The sequence below is a fragment of the Pantoea sp. UBA5035 genome, from assembly GCF_002415245.1.
In the GTDB taxonomy this organism is placed as follows: domain Bacteria; phylum Pseudomonadota; class Gammaproteobacteria; order Enterobacterales; family Enterobacteriaceae; genus Pantoea; species Pantoea septica.
This window is the reverse complement of the sequence record NZ_DICD01000028.1, coordinates 366,559-387,611: the sequence shown is the minus strand read 5'-3', so window position 1 is coordinate 387,611 and position 21,053 is coordinate 366,559. Positions and strand designations below refer to the sequence as shown.

The window sequence follows — 21,053 nt, the reverse complement described above, 5'->3', positions numbered from 1 at the left end:
AGGGAAATCACGGGGGATGAAAAGCGCATCCCCGTTGAATAGCGCTTAGCTGGCGAGCTGCGTCTCAGAAATCGCGTGGCTCAGTTCATCCTGGTGAAAAGCTTCGCGGCGCACGGCGTAGCCGTCATACCAGCGACACTCTACCATTCCGCTGGCGTAGCCTGTGACAACCATGGCAGGTCCGCCCTCTTTATGCTGCACTTCATCACTAATCGTAAAGTTCATCACGCCTCCCCTTTTGACCGTTAACAGAACCTTTTTATCTATAGCAGCCATCTGGACACCCTGCCCGTTAAGGCATGGAAAAAAAGCGTAAATTCAGAATAAAGTAGTAAGAAATGTTGAAAATAAAAAAAGCGGATAAAAAGGCTTATCCGCTTTTAACATCTGCTGGCGCTGAAATCAGATTTTGCAGCCTTCGCAATCCGCTTCGTCGCCTAAGTCGTCAGGCACTTCATTGACCTTTTCCGCCGCTTTGGCTTCGGCCTGCTCAAGCTGGGCATCAATATCAAATTCAAACATATCGTCGTTCATTGCGTCTCCTCTCCTGACTTCACATCATATGGCAGTGCGCTTTATACCGATTTACCGCGCAGTTTAGCAATCAGATTCACCGCTAACAGCACGATCGACCCAACGATAAAGCCGAGCACCAGGTTGGCGCCGTTGCTGAGCAAACTGGCCACCAGCCCGCTCATATCGCCGGTAATCGATTCGATCAGATGATGCAGCGGCGTCAGGCCGTGCACGATAATGCCGCCGCCGACCAGGAACATCGCCAGCGTGCCGACCACCGATAGAATCTTCATCAGCCAGGGCGCGAACGCCAGTAAAAAGCGACCGATGCCCTGCGCGACCGAGGAAGATTTCTCATTCAGCCAGTAGCCGAGATCGTCGATTTTAACGATGGCGGCGACGATGCCATAGACCCCGATCGTCACCAGGATCGCGATGCCGGCGAGGATCAGAACCTGATTAAGCAGCGGCGCATCGGAAACGATGCCGAGGGTAATGGCGACAATCTCTGCGGAAAGAATAAAGTCGGTGCGCACCGCGCCCTTGACCTTGTTCTTCTCGAATTCGCGCGGATCCTGCTGCGCCAGCTTGTCCAGCCGCTGCTGGCGCGCCTCCGGACTTTTCTCCTGCTTATCGTGCTGCAGGCTGTGCATCACTTTTTCCACCCCTTCATAGCAGAGGTAGGCGCCGCCGATCATCAGCAGCGGCGTGATAAGCCAGGGCGCAAAGGCGGAGATCAGCAGCGCCAGCGGCACCAGGATCAGCTTATTGAGAAAGGATCCCTTGGCGACGCCCCATACGACCGGCAGTTCGCGATTGGCCTTAACGCCCGTGACCTGCTGCGCATTCAGCGACAGATCGTCGCCCAGCACGCCCGCCGTTTTTTTCGCCGCCACTTTGCCCATGACGGAAATATCATCCAGAAGTGTTGCAATATCGTCTAATAAAGTCAGTAAGCTGGATCCTGCCAAAATCTCTTCCTTATTCCGGTTCGTTATGTTGACAACAGGGACAGCGTTCCAGCGTCGCGACGGTAATGTCAGCGATGCCGTCGCACTCCCACTCTACGCGGACCGCGCCTGCCAGCTCGCCTGCATGCAGGTATTTGCTGACCGGGCTTTCCGTCATGCCGGTGATCTCCTCCGTCGCGACCAGGGTATCGCCGATATAGACGCGTGCGGTCGCATGGGCGTTGACCATGCGCTCGTCGCGCAGCTGATAGAGGCGTTTTACCGTCAGTTTAATACTGCTCATCCACAACTCCTGATCGCGGGGGAAGGCGAAATCTAACCCGGCGAAGCCGACAAGGCAAGGCGACCTCAGCGCGGGCGATAGTGCTGAATGCCGTTGTGATCGATTTCGGCGCTCTGGTCCATCGCCAGCAGCCACTCCTCCAGCCGCTCCTGCAGATCGCCGTCGCTGAGCCGCAGTTTGTTGCGCAGCGCGCACTCCCAGATAATCAGCACCTTCCAGCCGCTCTCCTGCAGCTGGCGCACGTAGCGGTTATCGCGCTCGACGTTGCTGTTGATCTTGCCGACCCAAAACTCGGTGCGCGTCGCCGGCACCTTAAAGAGATAGCAGTGGTGGTGATGCCAGAAACAGCCGTGCACGAAGATAATCGCCTGCTGCTCCAGCAGAACGAAATCGGGACGGCCCGGCAGATTCTTATCCTGAACGCGGTAAGCGAAACCGCGATCCTTTAGCAGCTGCGCCACCCGCAGTTCAATGGCGGTGTCCTGCTGGCGTATCGCACGCATATTTTTGCTGCGCGTCGTGCTGGAGTGTACATCGGCCATGGCGTCTCCTTTTTGCCTTCTCTATCAACTTTAGCCTGACTCACTAAAAGCGAAAGCCTGCGCCGCGCTTAGCGAGGCGGGTAAAATCCTGGCGATGCGTCCTGCAACGGCCTTAAGGCATCGCGCGCCAATTTCTTCGCAGCCAGAGGAGTGTTAGCATAGCCCGTTCACAGTTAAGGAAAAACGCATGCTTGTCGATGACGCCACCGCAATGACGGAACCCGCTCCTCCCCTGCTCTCTGCCGATAGCGAAACCGCTGACCTGATGCGCCAGGCGCTGGCGATTTACGCCGCGCGCGATTTAGCCGCGACATTTCACCAGGCGGGCTTCCACGACTGGACGCCGCAGCAGCTGACCCGTCTGCGGCAAAACAAAAGCGCGCTGCCGCCGCTGAGCGAAGGCGAACTCACGCTGTTGCGCAGTCTGCTGCCGACGCGTCCGGCCCATTACGACAACCCGCTGTTTCGCTTTATCGATCTCTTCGCGGGTATCGGCGGTATCCGCCGCGGCTTCGACGCCATCGGCGGAAAGTGCGTTTTTACCAGCGAGTGGAACAAAGAGGCGGTGCGCACCTACAAAGCGAATCACTACAGCGATCCGCAAGAGCACCGCTTTAATACCGATATCCGCCTGATAACCCAGCCAGACGGCCTGCGCGACGAGGAGGCTATCTATCGCCATATCGACGCGGCCATCCCCGACCATCAGGTGCTGCTGGCCGGTTTTCCCTGCCAGCCTTTTTCGCTGGCGGGCGTCAGCAAAAAAAATGCGCTGGGCCGCGCGCACGGCTTCGAATGCGAAGCGCAGGGCACGCTATTTTTCGACGTGGCGCGCATTATTGCCGCCAAAAAGCCGCCGATCTTCGTGCTGGAGAATGTCAAAAATCTCAAAAGCCACGATAAAGGCCGTACCTTCGCCGTCATTATGGCGACGCTGGACGAACTGGGCTACGACGTGGCGGACGCCGATGCCACCGCGCCGGACGCGAAAATCATCGACGCGCGCCACTTTCTGCCGCAGCACCGCGAGCGTATCGTGCTGGTGGGCATCCGCCGCGACTATCCCTTTAGCAACACGCTGTCGCTGCGTCAAATCCAGCAGCTCTATCCGCCCGCGGTGCCGAGCCTGCAGAGCCTGCTGGAGCCTGAGCCGGAAGAGAAATATATTCTTTCCGCCCAGCTGTGGCGCTACCTCTACGACTACGCCAGAAAACATAAAGCGAAAGGCAACGGCTTCGGCTTCGGGCTGAACGATCCGCGTCAGGCCGACGTCTGCGTCCGCACCCTCTCGGCGCGCTACTACAAAGACGGCTCGGAAATCCTTATCGATCGCGGCTGGGATCGCGCGCTGGGCGAAGCGGACTTCAGCAACGCCGCCAATATGGCGCGTCGGCCGCGCCGCCTCTCGCCGCGCGAGTGCGCGCGCCTGATGGGTTTCGAGGCGCCAGGCGAACGCCGCTTCCGCATTCCGGTTTCCGACACCCAGGCCTATAAGCAGTTCGGCAATTCGGTGGTGGTGCCGGTTTTCGCCGCGGTGGCGAAGCTGCTGTTGCCCTATATCAGGCAGATAAATCAGCCGTAACAGGACCAGAGTTTAGCTTAGTTACGCGCATTATGCTGTTTTTCGGCGAATGCGCCCGCTGTCACAACGCTGTCACGCAACCGGCGAATACTCGCTTTTATTTTCAGGTTGCGCTATGTCCTCTATCACACTGACCTCTCGCCGTTTTCGTCTGCGCCAGCCGGGATTGCCCGGCTGGCTCAGCAGCCTGCGCGGCAACTTTACCCTGTTCGTCATCCTTTTCTGCCTGCTGCAGGCGCTGGGCGTTACGCTGCTCGCCGCGCAGGTCAGCCATACGCAAAGCGCGCTGGCGCATACCGCCCTACTGCGGGAAAGGCTGGCCCTGCTCGATAAAGCGCGCATCGAACTGCTTACCGCCAGCGACAGCAGCCACCGCGCGGGCATCTATCTGATGCAGGATCAGCAGAGCGGCTCGGTAGACAGCTGGAAAAGCCTGGCCGACGGCGCCAGCGCCTCGCTGCAGCAGGCGAAAGCGCTGTTCGCGCGCTACCATGCCGACGAGAACGGTGCGCTGGCGCAGGGCTTTACGCTGCTGGCGCAGGGGCTGGAAGAGCAGTTAAAAGGATTAACGCATAACCAGATCGACGCCTTTTTCATGGTGCCGATGCAGGCCTATCAGCAGCAGTTTAACGACGCATGGTTTGCGGAGATCGACGCGGCCAACAAAGAACTCGGCGCGGTCAACCGCAGCACGCTGGCGAGTATGATTCACAGCCGTAACCTGTCGCTGCTGGTCAGCGCGCTGCTGTTCGCGCTGCTGCTGGTGGGCGGCGTGCTGCTGGCGCGCGGGGTTATTGCGCCGCTGCGCCACGCCAGCGTCCAGCTGCAGCGCATCGCCACTGGCGACCTGCTTCCGCCGCCCGCCGCCGGACGGCTGCAGCCGCGCGAAACGCAGCAGCTGTTCAGCGCCATGGCGGAGATGCGCCACGGGCTGCGTCATATCGTTGATGAGATCAATACCATCGCCGCCGGCGTGGCGGCGGGCGCAGGCGAGATGCAGCAGCATAACGCGCGCGTAAGCGCTCAGCATCAGTCGCAAAACGCCAGCTTCACCCATTTGTCGCAGCGGCTGCGCCGCGTGGCGGACGAGGTAGAGAGCAGCGCGCAGGTGTCGCAGCAGGCGACGCAGCAGGCGTACGACGCCGATCGGCTGATGCAGCAGTGCGTCTCGCGGGTAGATGAGATGGAGACGCAGATGCGCCAGATTGTCGCCGCCTCCGGGGATATCGCCGGGATCGTCGAGATGCTGGATAGCCTTTCGCTCCAGACACGCCTGCTGGCGCTTAACGCGGCGATTGAGTCTGCGCACGCCGGCGTATACGGCCGCAGCTTTTCGGTAGTCGCGAAAGAGATCGGCATGCTCTCCAGCCAGAGCAGCGGGTCGACGCAGCGCATCGACGGTTTGATCCAGCATACGCAGCAGCATGTCGCTCAGGGCTTTAACAAGGTCAAAGTGCTGGAAACGCTGTTTCAGACCATCAGCAGCGCAGTAGCCGATATCGCCGTGCAGCTGCAGGCGCTACAGCAGAACGCCACGGCGCAAAGCACGCGCGTCAGCCATATCGCCGCAGAGATCCACAAGCTGGACGAGACGCTACAGGCTAACGCCGGTCTCAGCGCGCAGCAGCAGCAGGCCGCCGACGCCCTGCAGCAGCAGGCGGCGCGTCTGGCGCAGAGCGTGCGGCAGTTCCGCATCGAGCAGGCGTAAACGCCGCCCATAAAAAACCCGTCTCGCGACGGGTCTTGTTTATTTCTTCTTCTTGGTCTGTTTCTTCAGCAGGGCGCGAAGCTGTTTGACCTCGTCCGCGGAAAACGCGTTTGACGCGGTTTCCGCCGTATCCTGATTGTCTACCGCAGAGGCGGTGGGCGGCAGCAGGCTCTCCTGTAAACGCTGAACAATCTCCTGACTCATTGAGATTTGATTCTCCAGCGCCAGCTGTTTCAGCTGCTCTTTCAGCGCCGGATCGATCTTAATCGTCAAATTTACCGTCTCAGTCATTCTGTTACTCCCTCGTTATTTATCATCAACGTAGCGGAAGTCACGGACGTTTAACATACTGTCATAAAAATTTAATATTAGGCGCGTAATGGGCTGAAATCGCGCAACACTGACTCGTCGAAGCTGGTGAGGTTGCCCTGCAGCTCCGCGCACAGCTTGGCCATATAGTGCACCAGGAAGTCGGCGTTATGCTGCGCCAGCGCCCTGCCCGCTTCGGTCTGCATCGTATCGGGGAGCCGCAGCAGCTTCTTCTGAAAGTGATCGAGCGTCCAGTTGACGTCGTTGAGCTCGCGCATCTTGCCGAGCGGATCCTCATTATCGAACAGCGGCCGGTTAAGCGCGCCGGCCGTATAGAATACGCGCGCCAGCCCGATAGCGCCCAGCGATTCGAGCCGATCGGCGTCCTGTACGATTTTCGCCTCCAGGGTTTCCGGCGCAATAGCGGCGCTGAAGCTGTGCGCCTTAACGGCGTGCGCCACCGCCGGGATCAGCGCGTCAGGAAAGTCGGGGAAATCCTGCGTCAGAATACGTGCGGTCTCTTCGGCGGCATAGGTCGAGGCAAGATGGCGCTCGGGGTGATTTTTCGGCAGGTTGACCACATCGTGGAAGTAGCAGGCGGTGAGCACGACCAGCGGACTGGCGTCGCTGCCTGCCATAATACGCTGCGCGCTCATCCAGACACGGCGCAAATGGGCGATATCGTGCGCCTTGTCATCATGAACCCAGTTAATCTGAAACCAGCTTTCGAAGCGCGTTTGCCAGAGTGAGAGCGACATGGCTTATCTCCCTGTTAATGTTTTGGTACCGGTCTTAACATCGGACCGTACGCAGTGGGACGTCATCTTACCGAGTAGCTGATGACAAATTTTTGACACAGGGTGGTGTAAAATGCGCAGTGACAAAACCGGTTCGAAAAAAATGAGACCGGGATCGAGTTATAGCGCTAATTCAAGCATTATCCCAGTGTTTAACAAACTTTCAGCATTAACCCATATCATTTATCTTAAGCAAAACTTATTAATATCGCTCAAAATTGACGCGCTGCCTCTGCAGCCGGCAAGGAAGCTCACCTGGAGCGAAACCCAGGCTCATTCAGGATATTGCAGCTTTGTGAAGGTTAAAGAATCTGAAAAGGTTTTAAAAACGTCCGATATAACGTACTGTATCCGGGTTATACCAGGTAAGGGACCACTTAGTAGACTCGGACTGGTGCGTTTTTTGCATTTTCGCTTTTTCCTAAAGGCAAATCGTTGTGTTGCCGTTACTGTAAGGCGTCAAATTGTTAAGCGGATTGATGTAAATTCATCGCCGCTGCACGCAGGCGCAAGACAGCGGTTTAATGTGTGTCCACCGGGTTCTATTTATATTCAGAGGTAATCAATGAAAGAACGGCCGATTCTTTTTTCCGAACAGCGGGTTCGCGCCCTGCTGGTTGGCCAGCAAACCCAGACCCGGCGCATCATGAAAACGCAGTCTTTCGGACCAGGTCAGGATCACCATGAAGGCGTGCATGCCTTTGACGTTAACGCCAACCATCTGCACGGCTATAAGCTGATGTCGATGGCCGATATCAGCCAGCACTGCCCCTACGGCAAGCCGGGCGATATTCTCTGGGTGCGCGAAACCTGGCGCGGGCCAATCGTGCCGGAAAACGATCTGGCGGAGTATGAGCGCGATCCGGCGCCGTTCCGCCTGCCGGCGTTTTGCCAGTACCGCGCCGACAACAACGAGCTGGGACACCATGCCCAGAGCGGCCCGGAAGCCGATCAGTTCGGCTGGCAGACCGCTATTCACATGCCCCGCTGGGCCAGCCGCATCAACCTGCAGATTACCGCCGTGCGTGCGGAAAAAATCCAGGATATCAGCGAAGATGACATCATGGCCGAGGGCGTGCAGACCGATTCGCACTTCCTCAACAACTTCTTCACCATGAACATGAATGCGGAGTCGCCTAAAGAGGCCTATCGCAAGGCGTGGCAGAAGCAGTACGGCGCCACCAGTTGGGAAGTGAATCCCTGGGTCTGGGTGATTGAATTTGAGCGCGTCGCGCGCAATTAATAGCGCTTTGCGTGCTGAATCACAGACAAATTGCATGCTAAGCGGTTGAATAGACAGCTTTCATCCCTGCAGCCAGATTAAGGTGCCAGCGACCGCTTCGGATGCTGGCATTTTTTCTGGCGGACAGGATAGCGCGGGTAATTCGTCAGCGAGTATTGCGATGTTTAAATGGCCGTGGAAAAACGAGAACCGCACCGTGCTTGCCGATCTTCCCTGGCGTCAGGCGCTGGCGCAGCCGGTGTTCAGCTGGCTGGACGAGGATGAGCAGCAGGCGCTGATTGCTATGGCGCAGCGTTTCCTGCAGCAGAAGAAACTGGTGCCGCTGCAGGACGTCGAGCTGGACGAACTGCACAGCGCGCGTCTCGCCCTGCTTTTCTGTCTGCCGGTGCTAAAGCTGGGGCTGGAGTGGCTCGACGGCTTTCACGACGTGCTGATCTACCCGGAACCTTTCGAGGTAGCGGACAGCTGGGAAGATGAACAGGGACTGGTGCATCACGCCGCCGCGGTGCATGCCGGGCAGAGCTGGACGCAGGGTCCGATCGTGCTCAACTGGCTCGACCTTCAGGACGCCTTCGATCTCTCCGGCTACAACCTGGTGATCCATGAGGTGGCGCACAAGCTCGACGCGCGCGGCTGCGGCTATACCAGCGGCATACCGGTGATGCCGCTGCGTGATGTGGCGGTGTGGGAAAAAGATCTGCGCGCCGCGATGGACGAGATTGAAAACGAGGTTGAGCTGGTCGGCGAGCAGGCCGCGACTATCGATCCCTACGCCGCCAGCGATCCCGCCGAGTGCTTTGCCGTGCTGTCAGAGTATTTTTTTACCGCGCCTGATTTGTTATACGAGCGCTTTCCGGCAATGTATCGTCACCTGAGTCAGTTTTATCGCCAGCATCCGCTGCCGCGTTTTGACGGCTTTTTCACCGCCACCGCCTAATTCGCGATCGCTTTGCTGCAAAGCTAGCCAGTTGAATGCTAATGTGTTTTTCGCTGTTGACAGGCCGGAGCGCGGCCATTAATATGCGCCCCATCGACACGATTCCTCTGTAGTTCAGTCGGTAGAACGGCGGACTGTTAATCCGTATGTCACTGGTTCGAGTCCAGTCAGAGGAGCCATATTTGTACTTTCATGCCGCTTCGCGAATCTCGCTCTGATGCAGATTCAACGAGTAAGCGTGAAAAGCCTTTCCGATGCGTCTTCTCTATCCCGCAGCGCATCGGACAAGAACGGTGGTCAGACTTCGCGTATTTTCATCGCCCTGATGGCCTGGCCGCCTTCTCTCCGAAGCTCCCTCAATACGCAGCCTTAACTTTCTAAGCACCCTCTTTATTCGCATTCACTATTTTAATCATCCCGACTATCTTGCTATGCAAGCGTAATAAGTAAAAGTTTGTTCCCTGCCGCCTCGATGACGAGCAGGCGCTGAAAAATGAATCAGCGGCAGGCAAAATAAAAACGCCAGCTGCTTTTTATTCAATGCAACTGGCATAAAGAGATATTCTGGCTATTACTCAGGAATATGCAGCACCTGACCCGGCGCGATTTTATCAGGGCTGGAGAGCGTAGATTTATTCGCTTCGAAAATCTTCATATAGAGAGAAGCATCGCTATAAAAATGTTTGGCAATAGAACTTAATGTATCGCCGGATTGTACGGTATAGGTACGCTCATCTTTATTAGCGGTGGTGCTCTTCGCTTCAGTGCTGTTTTCCACTGTCTTCAGCAGATCGCTGCCGATATCTTTAACCTTATCTAAAATACTCATATTCTAACCCTGTTTTTTAAACAATACGCTGTTGAAATCACTATATAAATTTTAGCCTTTAGAGTGTAAACAAATCTCAACGCATAAACACTCAATAGAAAATAAACAGAGATGTTATTCTCTTTTGTTAATTAAATTATCAATCACCTGCAAGTGTACACATACATTCCATTATTATTATTTAGAATATTGGCACAACCAGAAGAGACACAAAGAATTAACACCGCCTCTGTAATAAACAACATCAGATTAGCGTTCTTGTCATTTTTTAGCACGCCGAAGCGCACCCTGTTTATTAACTCATTGATTGTTTACCTGAGGTTTAGAATGAAGATTGTCATAAAAATAACGCGCCATATACCATATACGCCTGACGAGTTTTAATCAGATCAACCGATAACTAAGGAATGCGTAATGGGTATATTGTCATGGATTTTTTTTGGTTTAGTCGCAGGCATCCTGGCGCGATGCATTATGCCCGGTAAGGAACATTTAGGGATTATCATGACTATCCTGCTCGGCGTAACAGGCGCGCTGATCGGCGGCGTGATCAGTACCGCGCTGGGATTCGGCAAGGTCAGCGGATTCAACCTTTACAGCATTTTAATTTCTACCGCGGGCGCCATTATCGTTTTGTTTGTGGTGCATAAAATCAGAGCGCTAAAACAAGCATAATATTTACTTAAGGTGATAAAGATGGGTTTACTGGATACTATTCTGGAACTGGTTGGCGTTAATGATAAAGCTGGTCAGGAATTAAAAGGCGTTTTGCAATGGGTAGAACAACAAGGCGGTATTCATGCCATTGTTAACCATCTGCAGGCGGGTGAATTTAGCGATATCGTCAAATCCTGGCTCGGCGATGAGAATAATATGGTCATCAGCAGTGATATCGTGCAAAAAATGTTTAGTACGGAAGCTGTTCAGCAGTTAGCCAGTAATGTCGGCGTAAACAGCGAGGATGCCGCTAACCTGCTGGCGAGCTATCTTCCCCAGTTAGTTGATAAGATTTCTTCTGCTGGCGCTATTGTTAAAGAGGCCGATCTTGCCTCTGCGATAAGCGGATTCACGCGCTAAGGTAACTAGCAGAAGATTTGAGCCCCGGCGCATTAGCTGGGTCTTATGGTCCTGCCCGATATCGATACAGTTGAGTGACAGATGATCATTCCTAAAGCAAGATTTTTAAGGCAATGCTATTTAAAAAATATATCCCAGTCGCAACACCTCGCGCAGAGAGAATCTTTTAAAATCACCAATGATATTGTCAACGCGCTGCGACAGCCTGAAACGCACAAGCTCGGCTATTTCGTCTATGCCGGCCTAAAAGAGACGTACCCTCTCCTGTCGAGCGGAGCATTCGAAGAATACCTGGCAGAGATAAAAAACAGGTTTGAAGATGCAGGCTATAAGGTGGAATATGCATTCGCTCATAACGGCCTCTCTTTTCATATTGACTGGAGAAGCGAAGAGATAAGCCAGGAGATAACCGATAAGAGTGAATAGTTGCCATACCCTCAGCCCTGAGCCGCCGCCACACCTGAGTTAACCGATTTCCAGCCGCACTCCTCAGCCTGGCTTTTTACCGGCATTTTTTATGCCCGCTTCTTTTTACAGCAAACGACTTTTCGTTCAGTTTATCATCCAGCCGCTTTTCTTATCAGCCTCAGCGGCGACCAGCGTCACGCGCTTCTTCAGATTGCCAGCAGCCCTGCCGGTTTTCCGAAGGGTAAAAAGCCCGCTCAGAGCAAACTGAGCGGGCCAGGTGGCTTAACGCTTTAACCACAGGCTCCGAGATCGCGCTGCGCAAACGCCAGCATCCGCTCCGCCAGCGCCTGCGGCGTCTGCATCGGCATCAGGTGCCCGGCGCCGTCGATAATCTCCAGCTCGCCCTGCGGCAAATGGGCGCGCATCACCTCCAGCTGCGCCTCAACGCCCGGCACATTACCATCCTGGCTGCCGAGCACCATCATGGCGGGCAGCTCAAGACGGCCAATCTGCTCGCGCAGATCTTCCCGACTGCCGTGCAGCGCCCAGGCATGAAAAGCGGCCGGCGCGGCACTCTGCGCGTCGGCAATCGCCACCTCGCGCAGCACGTCCGGCAGATGCGCAGAGCAGGCGCCGTCGACAAAGGTTTCTGCCTGCTGGCGCGAGCCGTCAAAAGCGGCCTGCGCCTGACGATCCTGCTCGCTCATCGGCTGCGGTCCGGGCGGCGATGGCGCCACCAGCACCAGGCGCTGAAGATAATCGGGCCGTCGGGCGGCAAGCGCCAGCGCTACTTTGCCGGTCATAGAGTGGCCGACGAGGATCACCTTCTCCAGCTGCAGATGGCGAAGGGTTTCATCAACCCGATCCGCCATTGCAGCCACATCATAATCTTTCATGCCCGATGCTGCGCCAAAGCCCGGCATATCTAACGCCACGCAGCGGGCGGCGCGGTCAAGCCAGGGCAGAGTGGGAAACCAGGTACGATGCGATCCGCCCAGATAATGCATCAGCACAAATGTCGTCTCGCCCTCTCCCTGCAAGCTGTAAGGCAGCATAAAAACCTCCTATATCATCGTGCCGTGAATGTCGCCCAGCCGCGCAATCGCCGCCTCGCTATAGCCCGCCTGCCGCAGCGGCGCGACGACCTCGCGCGCCAGATCCGGCACATAGCCGATCAGCAGTTCGCCGGCGTCGCGCAGCGTTACTTCTGACAGCGCGGCGGGCAGCAGCACCGACTCGGCGCGACCCAGCGCGACGCTGACGCCATTCGCCTCGACCGTTAACGGATCGCCGAGGTTGGAAAGGATACGCGCGCTGTCGAAGCTGAAACGCTGTGGCTCGCTAAAGCGCCAGCGCTCCAGTGCAAAATAGGGCCCTGCGCAGCAGAACAGCCGCGTCAGCCCTTTCGCCTCCAGCGCCAGTCCCCGCTGCGGCGCGCAGCGCAGTTCCGGCCGCAGCTCCTGCAGCAGCGCATCGATATTCTTTTCCCACTCTTTCTGAGAAAGGCGCGACCCATCTTCCATGCGCCACGGCATCGCATGCTGCTGGATATTGGAGGTTTGCTCAATCTCATAGATCAGGGTATCGGGACCGAAGCTGTGCAGCATGCCGCCGGGTACATAAAAGGTGTCGCCCGCTTTTACCGGCACCCGATACATCACCGCATCGTAATCCTGCGCCAGCAGCGCGGCCTTAAGGCGGGCGTTATCCACGCCGTCGCGCACGCCCAGCAGGCAGGTGGCGTCAGGCGCGGCCCACAGGATATGCCAGGCTTCGCTTTTGCCGTTGGGCTGTTGCTCAAGCCGTTGCGCCAGCGCGTCGTTAGCGTGCAGGTGAACCGGCAGCATGCCGGTTCCGTCGATAAACTTGCTGAGCAGCGGAAAAAAGGGGCCGCGCCAGCCAGGGGCGACCATCTCGTCAGGATAGCGTTCGGTGAGCTGGCGCAGCGTCTGGCCCGCCAGCTCGCCGTTGGTGACGGAGGCGATCATGCCGTCCACGTCGCTGATTTCCCAGCTCTCCGCCACGCGCGTCTCAGGCAGACCCGCTTTTCCCAACTGCTCTCTGATACGCTGTCCGCCAAAGATATGAGTGGCGAGGGGCGTAGTCAGCTTTAAAGGATAAGCGTTCATCTCTCCTCCTGGACGAAATCAGATAACCGCGACGCCGCCTGTAACCGCAATAGTCGCGCCGGAAATATAGCTGGATTCGTCGCTGGCCAGCATCACATAGGTTGGCGCCAGCTCGGCGGGCTGTCCCATACGCTCCAGCGGCACTTCGCTGCCGAAGCTTTCCACCTGCTCCGGCGGCATGGTGGCCGGGATCAGCGGTGTCCAGATGGGGCCAGGCGCAACGGCGTTGGCGCGGATGCCCTTCTCCGCCAGCAGCGCCGCCAGGCCGCCGGAAAAGTTCACGATAGCGGCTTTGGTCGCTGAATAGGGAAGCAGTTTCGGCTTCGGCTGGTCGGCATTCACCGATGCGGTATTGATAATAGAGCCGCCAGCCGGCATGTGCGGCACTGCCGCCTTGCAGATATAGAACATGGCGTAGAGATTGGTTTTCATGGTGCGATCGAATTCATCATCGCTGATATCTTCCAGCGCGGTACGCGTCATCTGGAAGGCGGCGTTATTCACCACGATATCGATTTTGCCGAAGCGCTCAGCCGTCTGCGCCACGATGCTGCGGCAATGCTCTGCTTCGGTGATGTCGCCGGCGATCAGCAGCGCCTGCTGGCCCGCCTCTTCCACCCGCTTCGCCGTATCTTTCGCGTCTTCATGCTCATCCAGGTAGGAGATCACCACGTCCGCGCCTTCCCGGGCGTAGGCGATGGCAACGGCGCGGCCGATGCCGGAGTCGCCGCCGGTAATAATGGCGGTTTTGCCTTTCAGGCGGCCGGATCCCTGATAGCTGGTTTCACCGTGATCGGGTTTGGGATCCATTTTGAGGAAGCTGCCGGGCCATTCCTGCTGCTGCGCCTGCTGAGGATTCTGGGGACGATCTGTCATACGTTCTCTCCTTTTAGTGACTCTTTCACGCTCGTCAGTGGAGCTGAATCGTTATCAGCCTCGAGCCCTAAGTGTAGCAGCCATGTCAGAATCGCAAGTCTGCGTGCTAAGCGTAACGGTTTGAAGGAACAACAATTTTAGCGAAAAGATCGCGTAAAAAAGCCCGCACAGACGGGGCTGAGCGGGCTTTCAGGCGCAGCAAGCGCAGCGGCTAAAGCAGGTCTTCCCAGTTCATAATCAGCTTCGCCGGCAGCGGTTGCGCCAGCAGCGTTTCATCCGGCTGCCAGCTCTCCCAGTCGCGAAAAGCGGCGAAGTTTAGCCCGGTCAGCGTCTCCAGCGCGCTGACCGTCACGCGGTACTCGTCAACATTGGGGCGCGGTGTCGCCTGCGCATGGGGCAGCACGCGGCGCGGCTCATCCAGCAGTTCCGCCTGGCTGACCAGCAGCGCCGTTGCCTGCGGCTTGCCCGCCGCGTTGATGCGCAGTACCACCTTCCAGAACATCAGCGGCACCTGCCATTCCGCATACTGCCGCCACTGTTCGTTCAGGACCGGGCCGGTCAGCACGCTGATTTTTCGCTTCGACTCCAGCACGCCCGACTCCAGAATATAGCGCTCGACGCCCTGCCAGTACTGCAGGCTCTGATTGAAGCGAAAATGCTGCGGCGAACAGTTGGTAAAGTGAAAGGTATCTTTGTTGGCGCGCACTGCTTCCGCCGCCGTGCCCCAGGTGGGATCGCTGCGGCGCGTGAGATGGCCGCGATCGAACCAGCGGCTGAACTCGCTGTAAAAGGCCTGGCCGGTGACGTAGCGGCTGTCGATACGGCTCTCGTCGACCCAGCGATCCCCCTCCTCCAGCAGCGACGGCTGGCCGTTGCCGCGATCGATGGCGATATAGCGCGCGCCGTCGATGTTGGTGGCGGTAAAAAAGGCGAGACGCCGCTCGGCGTTCATCAGCAGAGAGAAGTGCTCATAGTCGAGCTGCGCTGCTGCGCCCTGACGGCCGTCGCGCAGCGGCGCCACTTCGGCGGCGCGCGGCGCGATAATGGCTGCCAGATCGATCGGCGCGCCCTCAAGGAAATCTGCCTGAAAGCCGTCGCGGTTGCCGTAGCCGCTCTCCGACGCGGCAGTGGCGGCCAGCGGAGCCGCGCTGTCGCTGGCGGTCAGCGCCTGCATCAACAGCGCCTGCTGCGGCGCAGGCAGCTGCGGCAGCTCGCCCTTCAGCCAGTCGATGATGGCGCTGATGCGAATCCCTTCATTCACCCAGCCATCGTCGCTTTCCACGCCGCCGTGGTGCAGCGCCACCAGCTGCCAGCCGTCGTTGAATACTGGCGCGCCGGAGGAGCCGCCGTCGGTGTCGGCCGCGTAGTGCAGCAGCTGCTCGTGACGCGCCAGCAGCGCATTGTTGCGCAAGGTAATCTGCTGCGGCGCGCCGCCTGGATGGTGAATAAGATTGAGACTGATGCCCAGCGCATGTTTGTCGTTGCGGTCGTTAAGCGCCAGCGGCTGCGGCGCATCGCCGCCTCCACCAGTGACCTCCCCCAACGCAATCAGGGTGCAGTCGAGCTCATCCGTGGGGCTGGTGAGAAAAAAACGCGCGGCATCGACGCCACAGGTGACGCCGTCCGCCAGCTCGCCCGCCTCGGTGCGCCGCCAGCCGAACTGTAGGGTAACGCGGCCCGCCGCAGGCGGCTCTGGCAGCAGATGATGGTTGGTGATAAGCAGGCCGCCGTGGGTTAAAAACGCGCTGCCAGCAGGCACGCCATCGTCGCGCAGCAGCGCCACGCCGCGCGCACAGGCCAGGCCCTGCGCTAAAAAGGCGACCGGCAGCAGATCGTTGCTGTTGCCGGTGATGACGCCCTGACGCAGATGCTGTTGAAAGGCGTAGCGCTGCGCGCGGGCGCGATCCGGCTCCGCGGTATCGCCCTGCGCCTGCGCGGCGCGGGTCTGCGCACGCTGCTGCGCGGTCAGTGCCAGCCGCGCGCTAATTAGCGCGGCACTCTCTTTATCGCTCATTCGCTTCTCCAGGATAAAAGGCATGCTGCCCTTTTAACCATAGCCGCTGCGGCTGTACCACAGACGAAAAAAAGCCCGCCGGGAGAGAGCGGGCTTTAGTGCCGAAAGCGATAACAGGGCGCGCTATTTTTCATGGTAGCGATGCACGGAGGGAAAATATTCAAAGCCGTAAAGCTGGCTAATGGGAAGCAGCAGCTCCTGCTCCAGGCTTAATTCACTCTCGCCATGCGAATCGCGTTTGCGCGCCTGCCAGACGGCGACGCGCGTTTTCCACAGCTGCAACAATGCTTTCATCGGGTTGATCCTCCGTTCTTGAGAGGTTCAGTAAACCCTCGGCGCAGCCATAGCTGAACCATTAATTTCTGCGCTTTATTGCCGAAAAACAGCTAAACGCCTGACGGCTACTGCTGCTTCGCCATCTTCGCCATCATTTTGCGGTAATTATCCAGCCACTTACCGCTCTTCAGCCGCCACCAGAAGCAGGCACCGCGCACCGCCCAGTCGAGGAACATGCCGAGCCAGACGCCGACCACGCCCATGCCAAGCATGATGCCCAGCACGTAGCCCACCACGACGCGCGCGCCCCACATGCTGAACATTGAGACGTACATGGTGTAACGCGCGTCGCGCGCGCCCTTCAGCCCCGCAGGCAAGACCCAGGAAGCGGCCCAGATCGGCATAAAGGCGGCGTTAAGCCAGATAAGATGCTGCGTCACGCTGATAACGTCCGGATCGCGGGTATAGAAGCGCGCCAGCACGCCGGAGAGCGGCACGGTCATAAACGCCAGCGCGCACAGACAGAGGCTTGCCAGCCAGAAAACATGCCTGATCTGCCGTTCCGCCTGATAAACCTGGTTGCGCCCCAGACGGGTGCCGGTGATGATGGTCGAGGCAGAGCCCAGCGCGTTGCCCGGCAGGTTGATCAGCGAGGCGATAGAGAAGGCGATAAAGTTGCCGGCGATGGCGTCGGTGCCCATGCCCGCCACAAACACCTGCGTCAGCAGCTTGCCGCCGTTGAAGAGCACCGATTCGATGCTCGCCGGCACGCCGATGCCCAGCACCTCCATCAGGATCTTCAGGTCCCAGCGGCGGAAATAGCTCGGCAGGCTGATCTTTAGCGAGGCGTTAAAACCGATCATCAGCACGTAAATCACGCCGATTGCGCCGATATAGCGCGAGATGGTCAGCCCCAGACCGGCGCCGACGAAGCCCAGCCCCTCCCAGGAGAAGGCGCCGTAGATCAACACGCTGCTGATAACGATATTAAGGATGTTCATCCCGCCGTTGATCAGCATCGGAATTTTGGTATTCCCCGCCCCGCGCAGCGCGCCGCTGCCGATCAGCGCTATCGCCGCCGCCGGATAGCTCCACGCCGAAGTCTGCAGGTAACTCAGCGCCAGCTCTTTGACCTTCGGCTCCGCGCCGCCGGCGATCAGATCGATGATCAGATGCCCCCACAGCTCGATGGCGAACACCAGCACCAGCGACAACACCGTCATCAGCGCCAGCGACTGGCGCGTGGCGGCGCGGGCGCGCTTGCCGTTGCGCTTCGCCAGGCTGAAGGCGACCACCACCGTGGTGCCGAGATCGATGGCGGCAAAGAAAGAGATGATGATGATGTTGAAGCTGTCCGCCAGCCCAACGCCCGCCATCGCCTCTTTGCCCAGCCAGCTCACCAGGAATGTGCTTAATACGCCCATCAGCATCACGCACAGGTTTTCGATGAAGATGGGCACCGCCAGTGGCGTGATCTCACGCCAGAACAGCGTGCGATAAAAGCGGCGTTTGGGATACCACGCCGTGCGCTTTATCGCCTGCATCACTGCTACGCCAGGATTTTGCAAGGGAATAACCAAATCAGAACAGATTGGACAGGAGTTGTAATGATGGGTCCGCTTAACTATTTATGCAAAGCGTTTCCCTGTCTTTTCAATCATTATTACACTCTTTTCTCGCTCTTCACCGCAGCGGCTGCCGCGCCGCCCAGATAGGCGCTGCGCACCTCTTCGTTATCGAGCAGCTCCCGACCGCTGCCGCTGAGGCGAATCTCGCCGTTCGCCATCACATAGCCGCGATCGGCGAGCGCCAGCGCATGACGGGCGTTCTGCTCCACCAGAAACAGCGTCATACCCTGCTGCGTCAGCTCGCGCAGAATGGCGAAGATCTGCTTAACCACAATCGGCGCAAGCCCGAGGCTCGGCTCGTCGAGCAGCAGCAGCCTGGGACGGCTCATCAGCGCGCGGGCGATGGCCAGCATCTGCTGCTCGCCGCCGGAAAGGGTCATCGCCCGCTGCCTGCGCCGCTCCAGCAGGCGTGGAAAGAGCGCATACATGCGCGCCAGATCGGCTTTCTGATGCGCGCTGCCGATGGCGATGGTGCCCATCTGCAAATTCTCTTCCACCGTCATATCGGCAAAAATCCGCCGGCCTTCCGGCGCCTGAGCGATGCCGCTGGCGGCGATAAAGTGGGTCGAGCGCTGGCTAATGGGCTCTCCCTGAAAATAAATTTCTCCCTGCGCGATGCGCGGCTGGCCGAAAATCGACATCAGCAGCGTCGATTTGCCGGCGCCGTTGGCGCCGATCAGCGCCACGGTCTCGCCGGGCTGCACGCTAAGCGAAACCTTTTTTAACGCCTGCACCGGGCCGTAGTAGAGATCGACCGCGTCAAATTTCAGCATCGGTTCAGCCATGAAGATCTTCCTCCTCTGCGCCAAGATAGGCGGCGATGACGCGTGGGTCCTGCTGGATCTGGCGCGGCGCGCCCTGAGCGATCACGTCGCCGTGGTCGAGCACCACGATATGGTCGGAGATCGCCATCACCATCGGCATATCATGCTCGATCAGCAGCACGCTAATACGGTGATCGGCGCGCAGGCGGTGCAGAATCGCGCTCAGCGCCTCGGTCTCTACGGGATTGAGTCCCGCCGCCGGTTCGTCGAGGCAGATCAGCTCCGGCTGGGTGCACATGGCGCGCGCTATCTCCAGCCGCCGCTGCTGGCCATAGGAGAGCGTGCCGGCCAGCCGATTGGCCGTCGGCGTCAGATCCACTGTTTCCAGCCAGTAGAAGGCGCGATCGAGCGCGCGGCTCTCCGCCTCGCGATAGCCGCGGGTATTGAAAATGCCCGCCAGCAGGTTGCGGTTCGCCAGCATATGCTGCGCCACCAGTAGGTTCTCAATCACCGACATTTCGCGGAACAGGCGGATATTTTGAAAGGTGCGCGCCAGCCCGGCGCGGTTCACCAGGTGCGCGCCGCCGAACATCTTGTACCAGAGCCGCGATCCCAGCAGCGTCGGTCGCAGCCAGTCCTGCGGCTGGATTTTCTGGCCGAGGATCTGAATCACGTCGGTGCTGCGCGCCTGCGCGTTCAGCAAAATGCGGCCGCCGCTGGCGCGGTAGAAGCCGGTCAGGCAGTTAAAGACCGTGGTTTTGCCCGCGCCGTTGGGACCGATCAGCGAGGTGACCGAGCCACGCTGCACGCGTAGGCTGACGTCGTTAAGCGCCTTGATGCCGCCGAAGCGCATCATCAGATGATCGACCTGCAAAATAGCGTCACTCATGGCGCACTCCCTTACGCGGCGCGACGCCGACGCGGCTGGTGCGCACCAGGCCGCGCGGCCGCCAGATCATCATCACCACCATCAGCATGCCGAACAGCAGCACCCGGTACTCGGCGAAGCTGCGCAGCAGCTCCGGCGCCACCGTCAGCACAAAGGCCGCCAGCACCACCCCGAGCGTCGAGCCCATTCCCCCCAGTACCACAATGGCGAGGATCAGCGCCGACTCGAAGAAAGTGAACGAGGTCGGATTGACGAATCCCTGATAGCTGGCGAAAAAGACGCCCGCGATGCCCGCCGTCGAGGCGCCGAGCATAAAAGCGGAGAGTTTCACCAGCACATGGTTTAGCCCCATCGCGCGACAGGCGATCTCATCTTCGCGCAGCGCTTCCCAGGCGCGCCCGACCGGCATGCGCGTCAGGCGATGCTTGATAAACAGCACCAGCGCCACCACCAGAACCAGCACCACATAGAGAAAGATAAACTTCATATTGGGGTTGTAGTCGAGGTGGAAAAACTCATGAAAAGGCACGCCGCCTTCGCGCGCGCGCCGACCAAACTCCAGACCGAGAAAGGTTGGCGACGGCACGGACACGCCGTTCGGCCCGCCGGTAAAGCTCAGCCAGTTGGTCAGCACCAGGCGGATGATCTCGCCGAATCCCAGGGTGACGATCGCCAGATAGTCGCCGTGCATGCGCAGCACCGGAAAGCCAAGCAGCGCCCCGGCGAAAGCGGCCAGCAGCGCGGCCAGCGGCAGCATGCTCCAGAATCCCAGCCCGAGATACTGATAGCCGAGCGCCAGACCGTAAGCGCCGATGGCGTAAAACGCCACGTACCCGAGATCGAGCAGGCCCGCCAGCCCCACCACGATATTCAGCCCCAGGCCCAGCAGCACATAGATCAACCCGAGGATCGCTACGGTCAGCAGATATTTGCTGGAGAGAAAGGGAAACAGCAGCGCCGCCGCCAGCAGCAGCGGCAGGATCCAGCGCAGCCGAGAGCGATAGCCCGGTTCGCGCACGTACACGCCGTCGTCCGCGCCTTCGAAGCGCCGCAGCAGCGCCCGTCCGCGCTCGGTCTGCAAAAAGAGGCTGAGCAGCAGCCGCCCCGCCATCACCACCGCCACCAGCAGCGCCACGCGTGCAGGGGCGAGCTGGAAGGCGTACCCTTTCAGCACCACGCCGACGATCGGTCCGAACACCACCACCGCAATCAGCCCGGCCAGCAGGGTCTCGCGCAGCGCCTGAGGCACATTGATAAATCGACTCATCATCGCGC

Annotated in this window: 23 protein-coding genes, 1 tRNA gene and 1 pseudogene; 8 read left to right on the top strand and 17 right to left on the bottom strand. The window is 58.6% G+C overall.

The window, feature by feature from the left end:
- Positions 1-45: 45 nt before the first annotated feature.
- The 5 genes from B3229_RS21075 to B3229_RS21055 form a co-directional block, all read right to left on the bottom strand.
- Positions 46-225 (bottom strand): YodC family protein, encoded by a 180-nt coding sequence (locus B3229_RS21075; RefSeq protein WP_048781589.1) that lies wholly within the window; start codon positions 223-225, stop codon positions 46-48.
- 177 nt (positions 226-402) lie between these two features.
- A complete protein-coding gene (locus tag B3229_RS21070; RefSeq protein ID WP_255351574.1) occupies positions 403-534 on the bottom strand; it encodes a hypothetical protein in 132 nt (43 codons plus the stop codon).
- 41 nt (positions 535-575) lie between these two features.
- Complete coding sequence (locus B3229_RS21065; RefSeq protein WP_286874154.1) at positions 576-1,487, bottom strand: DUF808 domain-containing protein; 912 nt, start codon at positions 1,485-1,487, stop codon at positions 576-578.
- 10 nt (positions 1,488-1,497) lie between these two features.
- A complete protein-coding gene (locus tag B3229_RS21060) occupies positions 1,498-1,770 on the bottom strand; it encodes a hypothetical protein (RefSeq protein ID WP_033791378.1) in 273 nt (90 codons plus the stop codon).
- Between the two features lie 65 nt (positions 1,771-1,835).
- Positions 1,836-2,312 (bottom strand): very short patch repair endonuclease, encoded by a 477-nt coding sequence (locus tag B3229_RS21055; RefSeq protein WP_033791379.1) that lies wholly within the window; start codon positions 2,310-2,312, stop codon positions 1,836-1,838.
- Positions 2,313-2,523: 211 nt separating this feature from the next.
- Between B3229_RS21055 and dcm the strand changes: the two genes are divergently transcribed.
- Together dcm and B3229_RS21045 are read left to right on the top strand one after the other, a co-directional pair.
- Positions 2,524-3,894, top strand: a complete 1,371-nt coding sequence (gene dcm / locus B3229_RS21050) for a DNA (cytosine-5-)-methyltransferase (protein WP_286874211.1) — start codon at positions 2,524-2,526, stop codon at positions 3,892-3,894.
- A 115-nt stretch (positions 3,895-4,009) separates the two neighbouring features.
- Complete coding sequence (locus B3229_RS21045) at positions 4,010-5,602, top strand: methyl-accepting chemotaxis protein (RefSeq protein WP_286874149.1); 1,593 nt, start codon at positions 4,010-4,012, stop codon at positions 5,600-5,602.
- 39 nt (positions 5,603-5,641) lie between these two features.
- Here the strand turns inward: B3229_RS21045 and B3229_RS21040 are convergent, their stop codons facing one another.
- Positions 5,642-5,893, bottom strand: a complete 252-nt coding sequence (locus tag B3229_RS21040) for an Arc family DNA-binding protein (protein WP_048781596.1) — start codon at positions 5,891-5,893, stop codon at positions 5,642-5,644.
- Between the two features lie 77 nt (positions 5,894-5,970).
- The gene (locus B3229_RS21035; RefSeq protein ID WP_033749854.1) at positions 5,971-6,669 is read right to left on the bottom strand and encodes a phosphohydrolase; all 699 of its coding nucleotides are present in this window, start codon (positions 6,667-6,669) and stop codon (positions 5,971-5,973) included.
- A gap of 604 nt (positions 6,670-7,273) precedes the next feature.
- Here B3229_RS21035 and B3229_RS21030 point away from each other — a divergent pair.
- From B3229_RS21030 to B3229_RS21020, 3 genes are all read left to right on the top strand, one after another.
- Complete coding sequence (locus tag B3229_RS21030) at positions 7,274-7,951, top strand: hypothetical protein (RefSeq protein WP_033749856.1); 678 nt, start codon at positions 7,274-7,276, stop codon at positions 7,949-7,951.
- 160 nt (positions 7,952-8,111) lie between these two features.
- Entirely contained in the window at positions 8,112-8,888 is a 777-nt protein-coding gene (gene mtfA / locus B3229_RS21025; RefSeq protein ID WP_286874145.1) for a DgsA anti-repressor MtfA, read from the top strand.
- 103 nt (positions 8,889-8,991) lie between these two features.
- Positions 8,992-9,067: transfer RNA gene (locus B3229_RS21020), tRNA-Asn, on the top strand.
- A 392-nt stretch (positions 9,068-9,459) separates the two neighbouring features.
- Here B3229_RS21020 and B3229_RS21015 read toward each other — a convergent pair.
- Positions 9,460-9,615 (bottom strand): annotated as a pseudogene (locus tag B3229_RS21015) (LysM peptidoglycan-binding domain-containing protein); the annotation flags it as partial.
- Between the two features lie 516 nt (positions 9,616-10,131).
- Here B3229_RS21015 and B3229_RS21010 point away from each other — a divergent pair.
- The 3 genes from B3229_RS21010 (at position 10,132) to B3229_RS21000 (ending at position 11,220) form a co-directional block, all read left to right on the top strand.
- Complete coding sequence (locus tag B3229_RS21010) at positions 10,132-10,392, top strand: GlsB/YeaQ/YmgE family stress response membrane protein (RefSeq protein WP_048782259.1); 261 nt, start codon at positions 10,132-10,134, stop codon at positions 10,390-10,392.
- Between the two features lie 21 nt (positions 10,393-10,413).
- Complete coding sequence (locus B3229_RS21005; RefSeq protein WP_286874141.1) at positions 10,414-10,794, top strand: YidB family protein; 381 nt, start codon at positions 10,414-10,416, stop codon at positions 10,792-10,794.
- An 81-nt stretch (positions 10,795-10,875) separates the two neighbouring features.
- Positions 10,876-11,220, top strand: coding sequence for a hypothetical protein (locus B3229_RS21000; RefSeq protein WP_286874138.1), 345 nt, complete (start codon positions 10,876-10,878; stop codon positions 11,218-11,220).
- A gap of 272 nt (positions 11,221-11,492) precedes the next feature.
- Here the strand turns inward: B3229_RS21000 and B3229_RS20995 are convergent, their stop codons facing one another.
- From B3229_RS20995 to livM, 9 genes are all read right to left on the bottom strand, one after another.
- Positions 11,493-12,257, bottom strand: coding sequence for an alpha/beta fold hydrolase (locus B3229_RS20995; RefSeq protein ID WP_286874136.1), 765 nt, complete (start codon positions 12,255-12,257; stop codon positions 11,493-11,495).
- Positions 12,258-12,266: 9 nt separating this feature from the next.
- Positions 12,267-13,331, bottom strand: coding sequence for a class I mannose-6-phosphate isomerase (locus tag B3229_RS20990; RefSeq protein ID WP_286874134.1), 1,065 nt, complete (start codon positions 13,329-13,331; stop codon positions 12,267-12,269).
- Between the two features lie 18 nt (positions 13,332-13,349).
- Positions 13,350-14,207, bottom strand: coding sequence for a glucose 1-dehydrogenase (locus B3229_RS20985; protein ID WP_048782270.1), 858 nt, complete (start codon positions 14,205-14,207; stop codon positions 13,350-13,352).
- A gap of 211 nt (positions 14,208-14,418) precedes the next feature.
- Positions 14,419-16,221, bottom strand: a complete 1,803-nt coding sequence (locus B3229_RS20980; protein WP_286874132.1) for a DNA/RNA non-specific endonuclease — start codon at positions 16,219-16,221, stop codon at positions 14,419-14,421.
- Positions 16,222-16,344: 123 nt separating this feature from the next.
- A complete protein-coding gene (locus tag B3229_RS20975; protein WP_193390070.1) occupies positions 16,345-16,515 on the bottom strand; it encodes a hypothetical protein in 171 nt (56 codons plus the stop codon).
- 107 nt (positions 16,516-16,622) lie between these two features.
- A complete protein-coding gene (locus tag B3229_RS20970; protein ID WP_033749875.1) occupies positions 16,623-18,041 on the bottom strand; it encodes an EmmdR/YeeO family multidrug/toxin efflux MATE transporter in 1,419 nt (472 codons plus the stop codon).
- Between the two features lie 119 nt (positions 18,042-18,160).
- Positions 18,161-18,910: an ABC transporter ATP-binding protein gene (locus tag B3229_RS20965; protein WP_286874130.1), complete on the bottom strand. Its 750-nt coding sequence runs from the start codon at positions 18,908-18,910 to the stop codon at positions 18,161-18,163.
- Entirely contained in the window at positions 18,903-19,778 is an 876-nt protein-coding gene (locus B3229_RS20960) for an ABC transporter ATP-binding protein (RefSeq protein WP_286874128.1), read from the bottom strand. The genes B3229_RS20965 and B3229_RS20960 overlap by 8 nt, the downstream gene beginning before the upstream one ends.
- Positions 19,771-21,048, bottom strand: a complete 1,278-nt coding sequence (gene livM / locus B3229_RS20955) for a high-affinity branched-chain amino acid ABC transporter permease LivM (RefSeq protein ID WP_152904193.1) — start codon at positions 21,046-21,048, stop codon at positions 19,771-19,773. The genes B3229_RS20960 and livM overlap by 8 nt, the downstream gene beginning before the upstream one ends.
- Positions 21,049-21,053: the final 5 nt, after the last annotated feature.

Coding starts and splice junctions, on each gene's coding strand:
- B3229_RS21075 (WP_048781589.1), bottom strand. CDS start 225: ATGAACTTTACGATTAGTGATGAAGTGCAGCATAAAGAGGGCGGACCT.
- B3229_RS21070 (WP_255351574.1), bottom strand. CDS start 534: ATGAACGACGATATGTTTGAATTTGATATTGATGCCCAGCTTGAGCAG.
- B3229_RS21060 (WP_033791378.1), bottom strand. CDS start 1,770: ATGAGCAGTATTAAACTGACGGTAAAACGCCTCTATCAGCTGCGCGAC.
- B3229_RS21055 (WP_033791379.1), bottom strand. CDS start 2,312: ATGGCCGATGTACACTCCAGCACGACGCGCAGCAAAAATATGCGTGCG.
- dcm (WP_286874211.1), top strand. CDS start 2,524: ATGACGGAACCCGCTCCTCCCCTGCTCTCTGCCGATAGCGAAACCGCT.
- B3229_RS21045 (WP_286874149.1), top strand. CDS start 4,010: ATGTCCTCTATCACACTGACCTCTCGCCGTTTTCGTCTGCGCCAGCCG.
- B3229_RS21040 (WP_048781596.1), bottom strand. CDS start 5,893: ATGACTGAGACGGTAAATTTGACGATTAAGATCGATCCGGCGCTGAAA.
- B3229_RS21035 (WP_033749854.1), bottom strand. CDS start 6,669: ATGTCGCTCTCACTCTGGCAAACGCGCTTCGAAAGCTGGTTTCAGATT.
- B3229_RS21030 (WP_033749856.1), top strand. CDS start 7,274: ATGAAAGAACGGCCGATTCTTTTTTCCGAACAGCGGGTTCGCGCCCTG.
- mtfA (WP_286874145.1), top strand. CDS start 8,112: ATGTTTAAATGGCCGTGGAAAAACGAGAACCGCACCGTGCTTGCCGAT.
- B3229_RS21010 (WP_048782259.1), top strand. CDS start 10,132: ATGGGTATATTGTCATGGATTTTTTTTGGTTTAGTCGCAGGCATCCTG.
- B3229_RS21005 (WP_286874141.1), top strand. CDS start 10,414: ATGGGTTTACTGGATACTATTCTGGAACTGGTTGGCGTTAATGATAAA.
- B3229_RS21000 (WP_286874138.1), top strand. CDS start 10,876: ATGATCATTCCTAAAGCAAGATTTTTAAGGCAATGCTATTTAAAAAAT.
- B3229_RS20995 (WP_286874136.1), bottom strand. CDS start 12,257: ATGCTGCCTTACAGCTTGCAGGGAGAGGGCGAGACGACATTTGTGCTG.
- B3229_RS20990 (WP_286874134.1), bottom strand. CDS start 13,331: ATGAACGCTTATCCTTTAAAGCTGACTACGCCCCTCGCCACTCATATC.
- B3229_RS20985 (WP_048782270.1), bottom strand. CDS start 14,207: ATGACAGATCGTCCCCAGAATCCTCAGCAGGCGCAGCAGCAGGAATGG.
- B3229_RS20980 (WP_286874132.1), bottom strand. CDS start 16,221: ATGAGCGATAAAGAGAGTGCCGCGCTAATTAGCGCGCGGCTGGCACTG.
- B3229_RS20975 (WP_193390070.1), bottom strand. CDS start 16,515: ATGAAAGCATTGTTGCAGCTGTGGAAAACGCGCGTCGCCGTCTGGCAG.
- B3229_RS20970 (WP_033749875.1), bottom strand. CDS start 18,041: ATGCAGGCGATAAAGCGCACGGCGTGGTATCCCAAACGCCGCTTTTAT.
- B3229_RS20965 (WP_286874130.1), bottom strand. CDS start 18,910: ATGGCTGAACCGATGCTGAAATTTGACGCGGTCGATCTCTACTACGGC.
- B3229_RS20960 (WP_286874128.1), bottom strand. CDS start 19,778: ATGAGTGACGCTATTTTGCAGGTCGATCATCTGATGATGCGCTTCGGC.
- livM (WP_152904193.1), bottom strand. CDS start 21,048: ATGATGAGTCGATTTATCAATGTGCCTCAGGCGCTGCGCGAGACCCTG.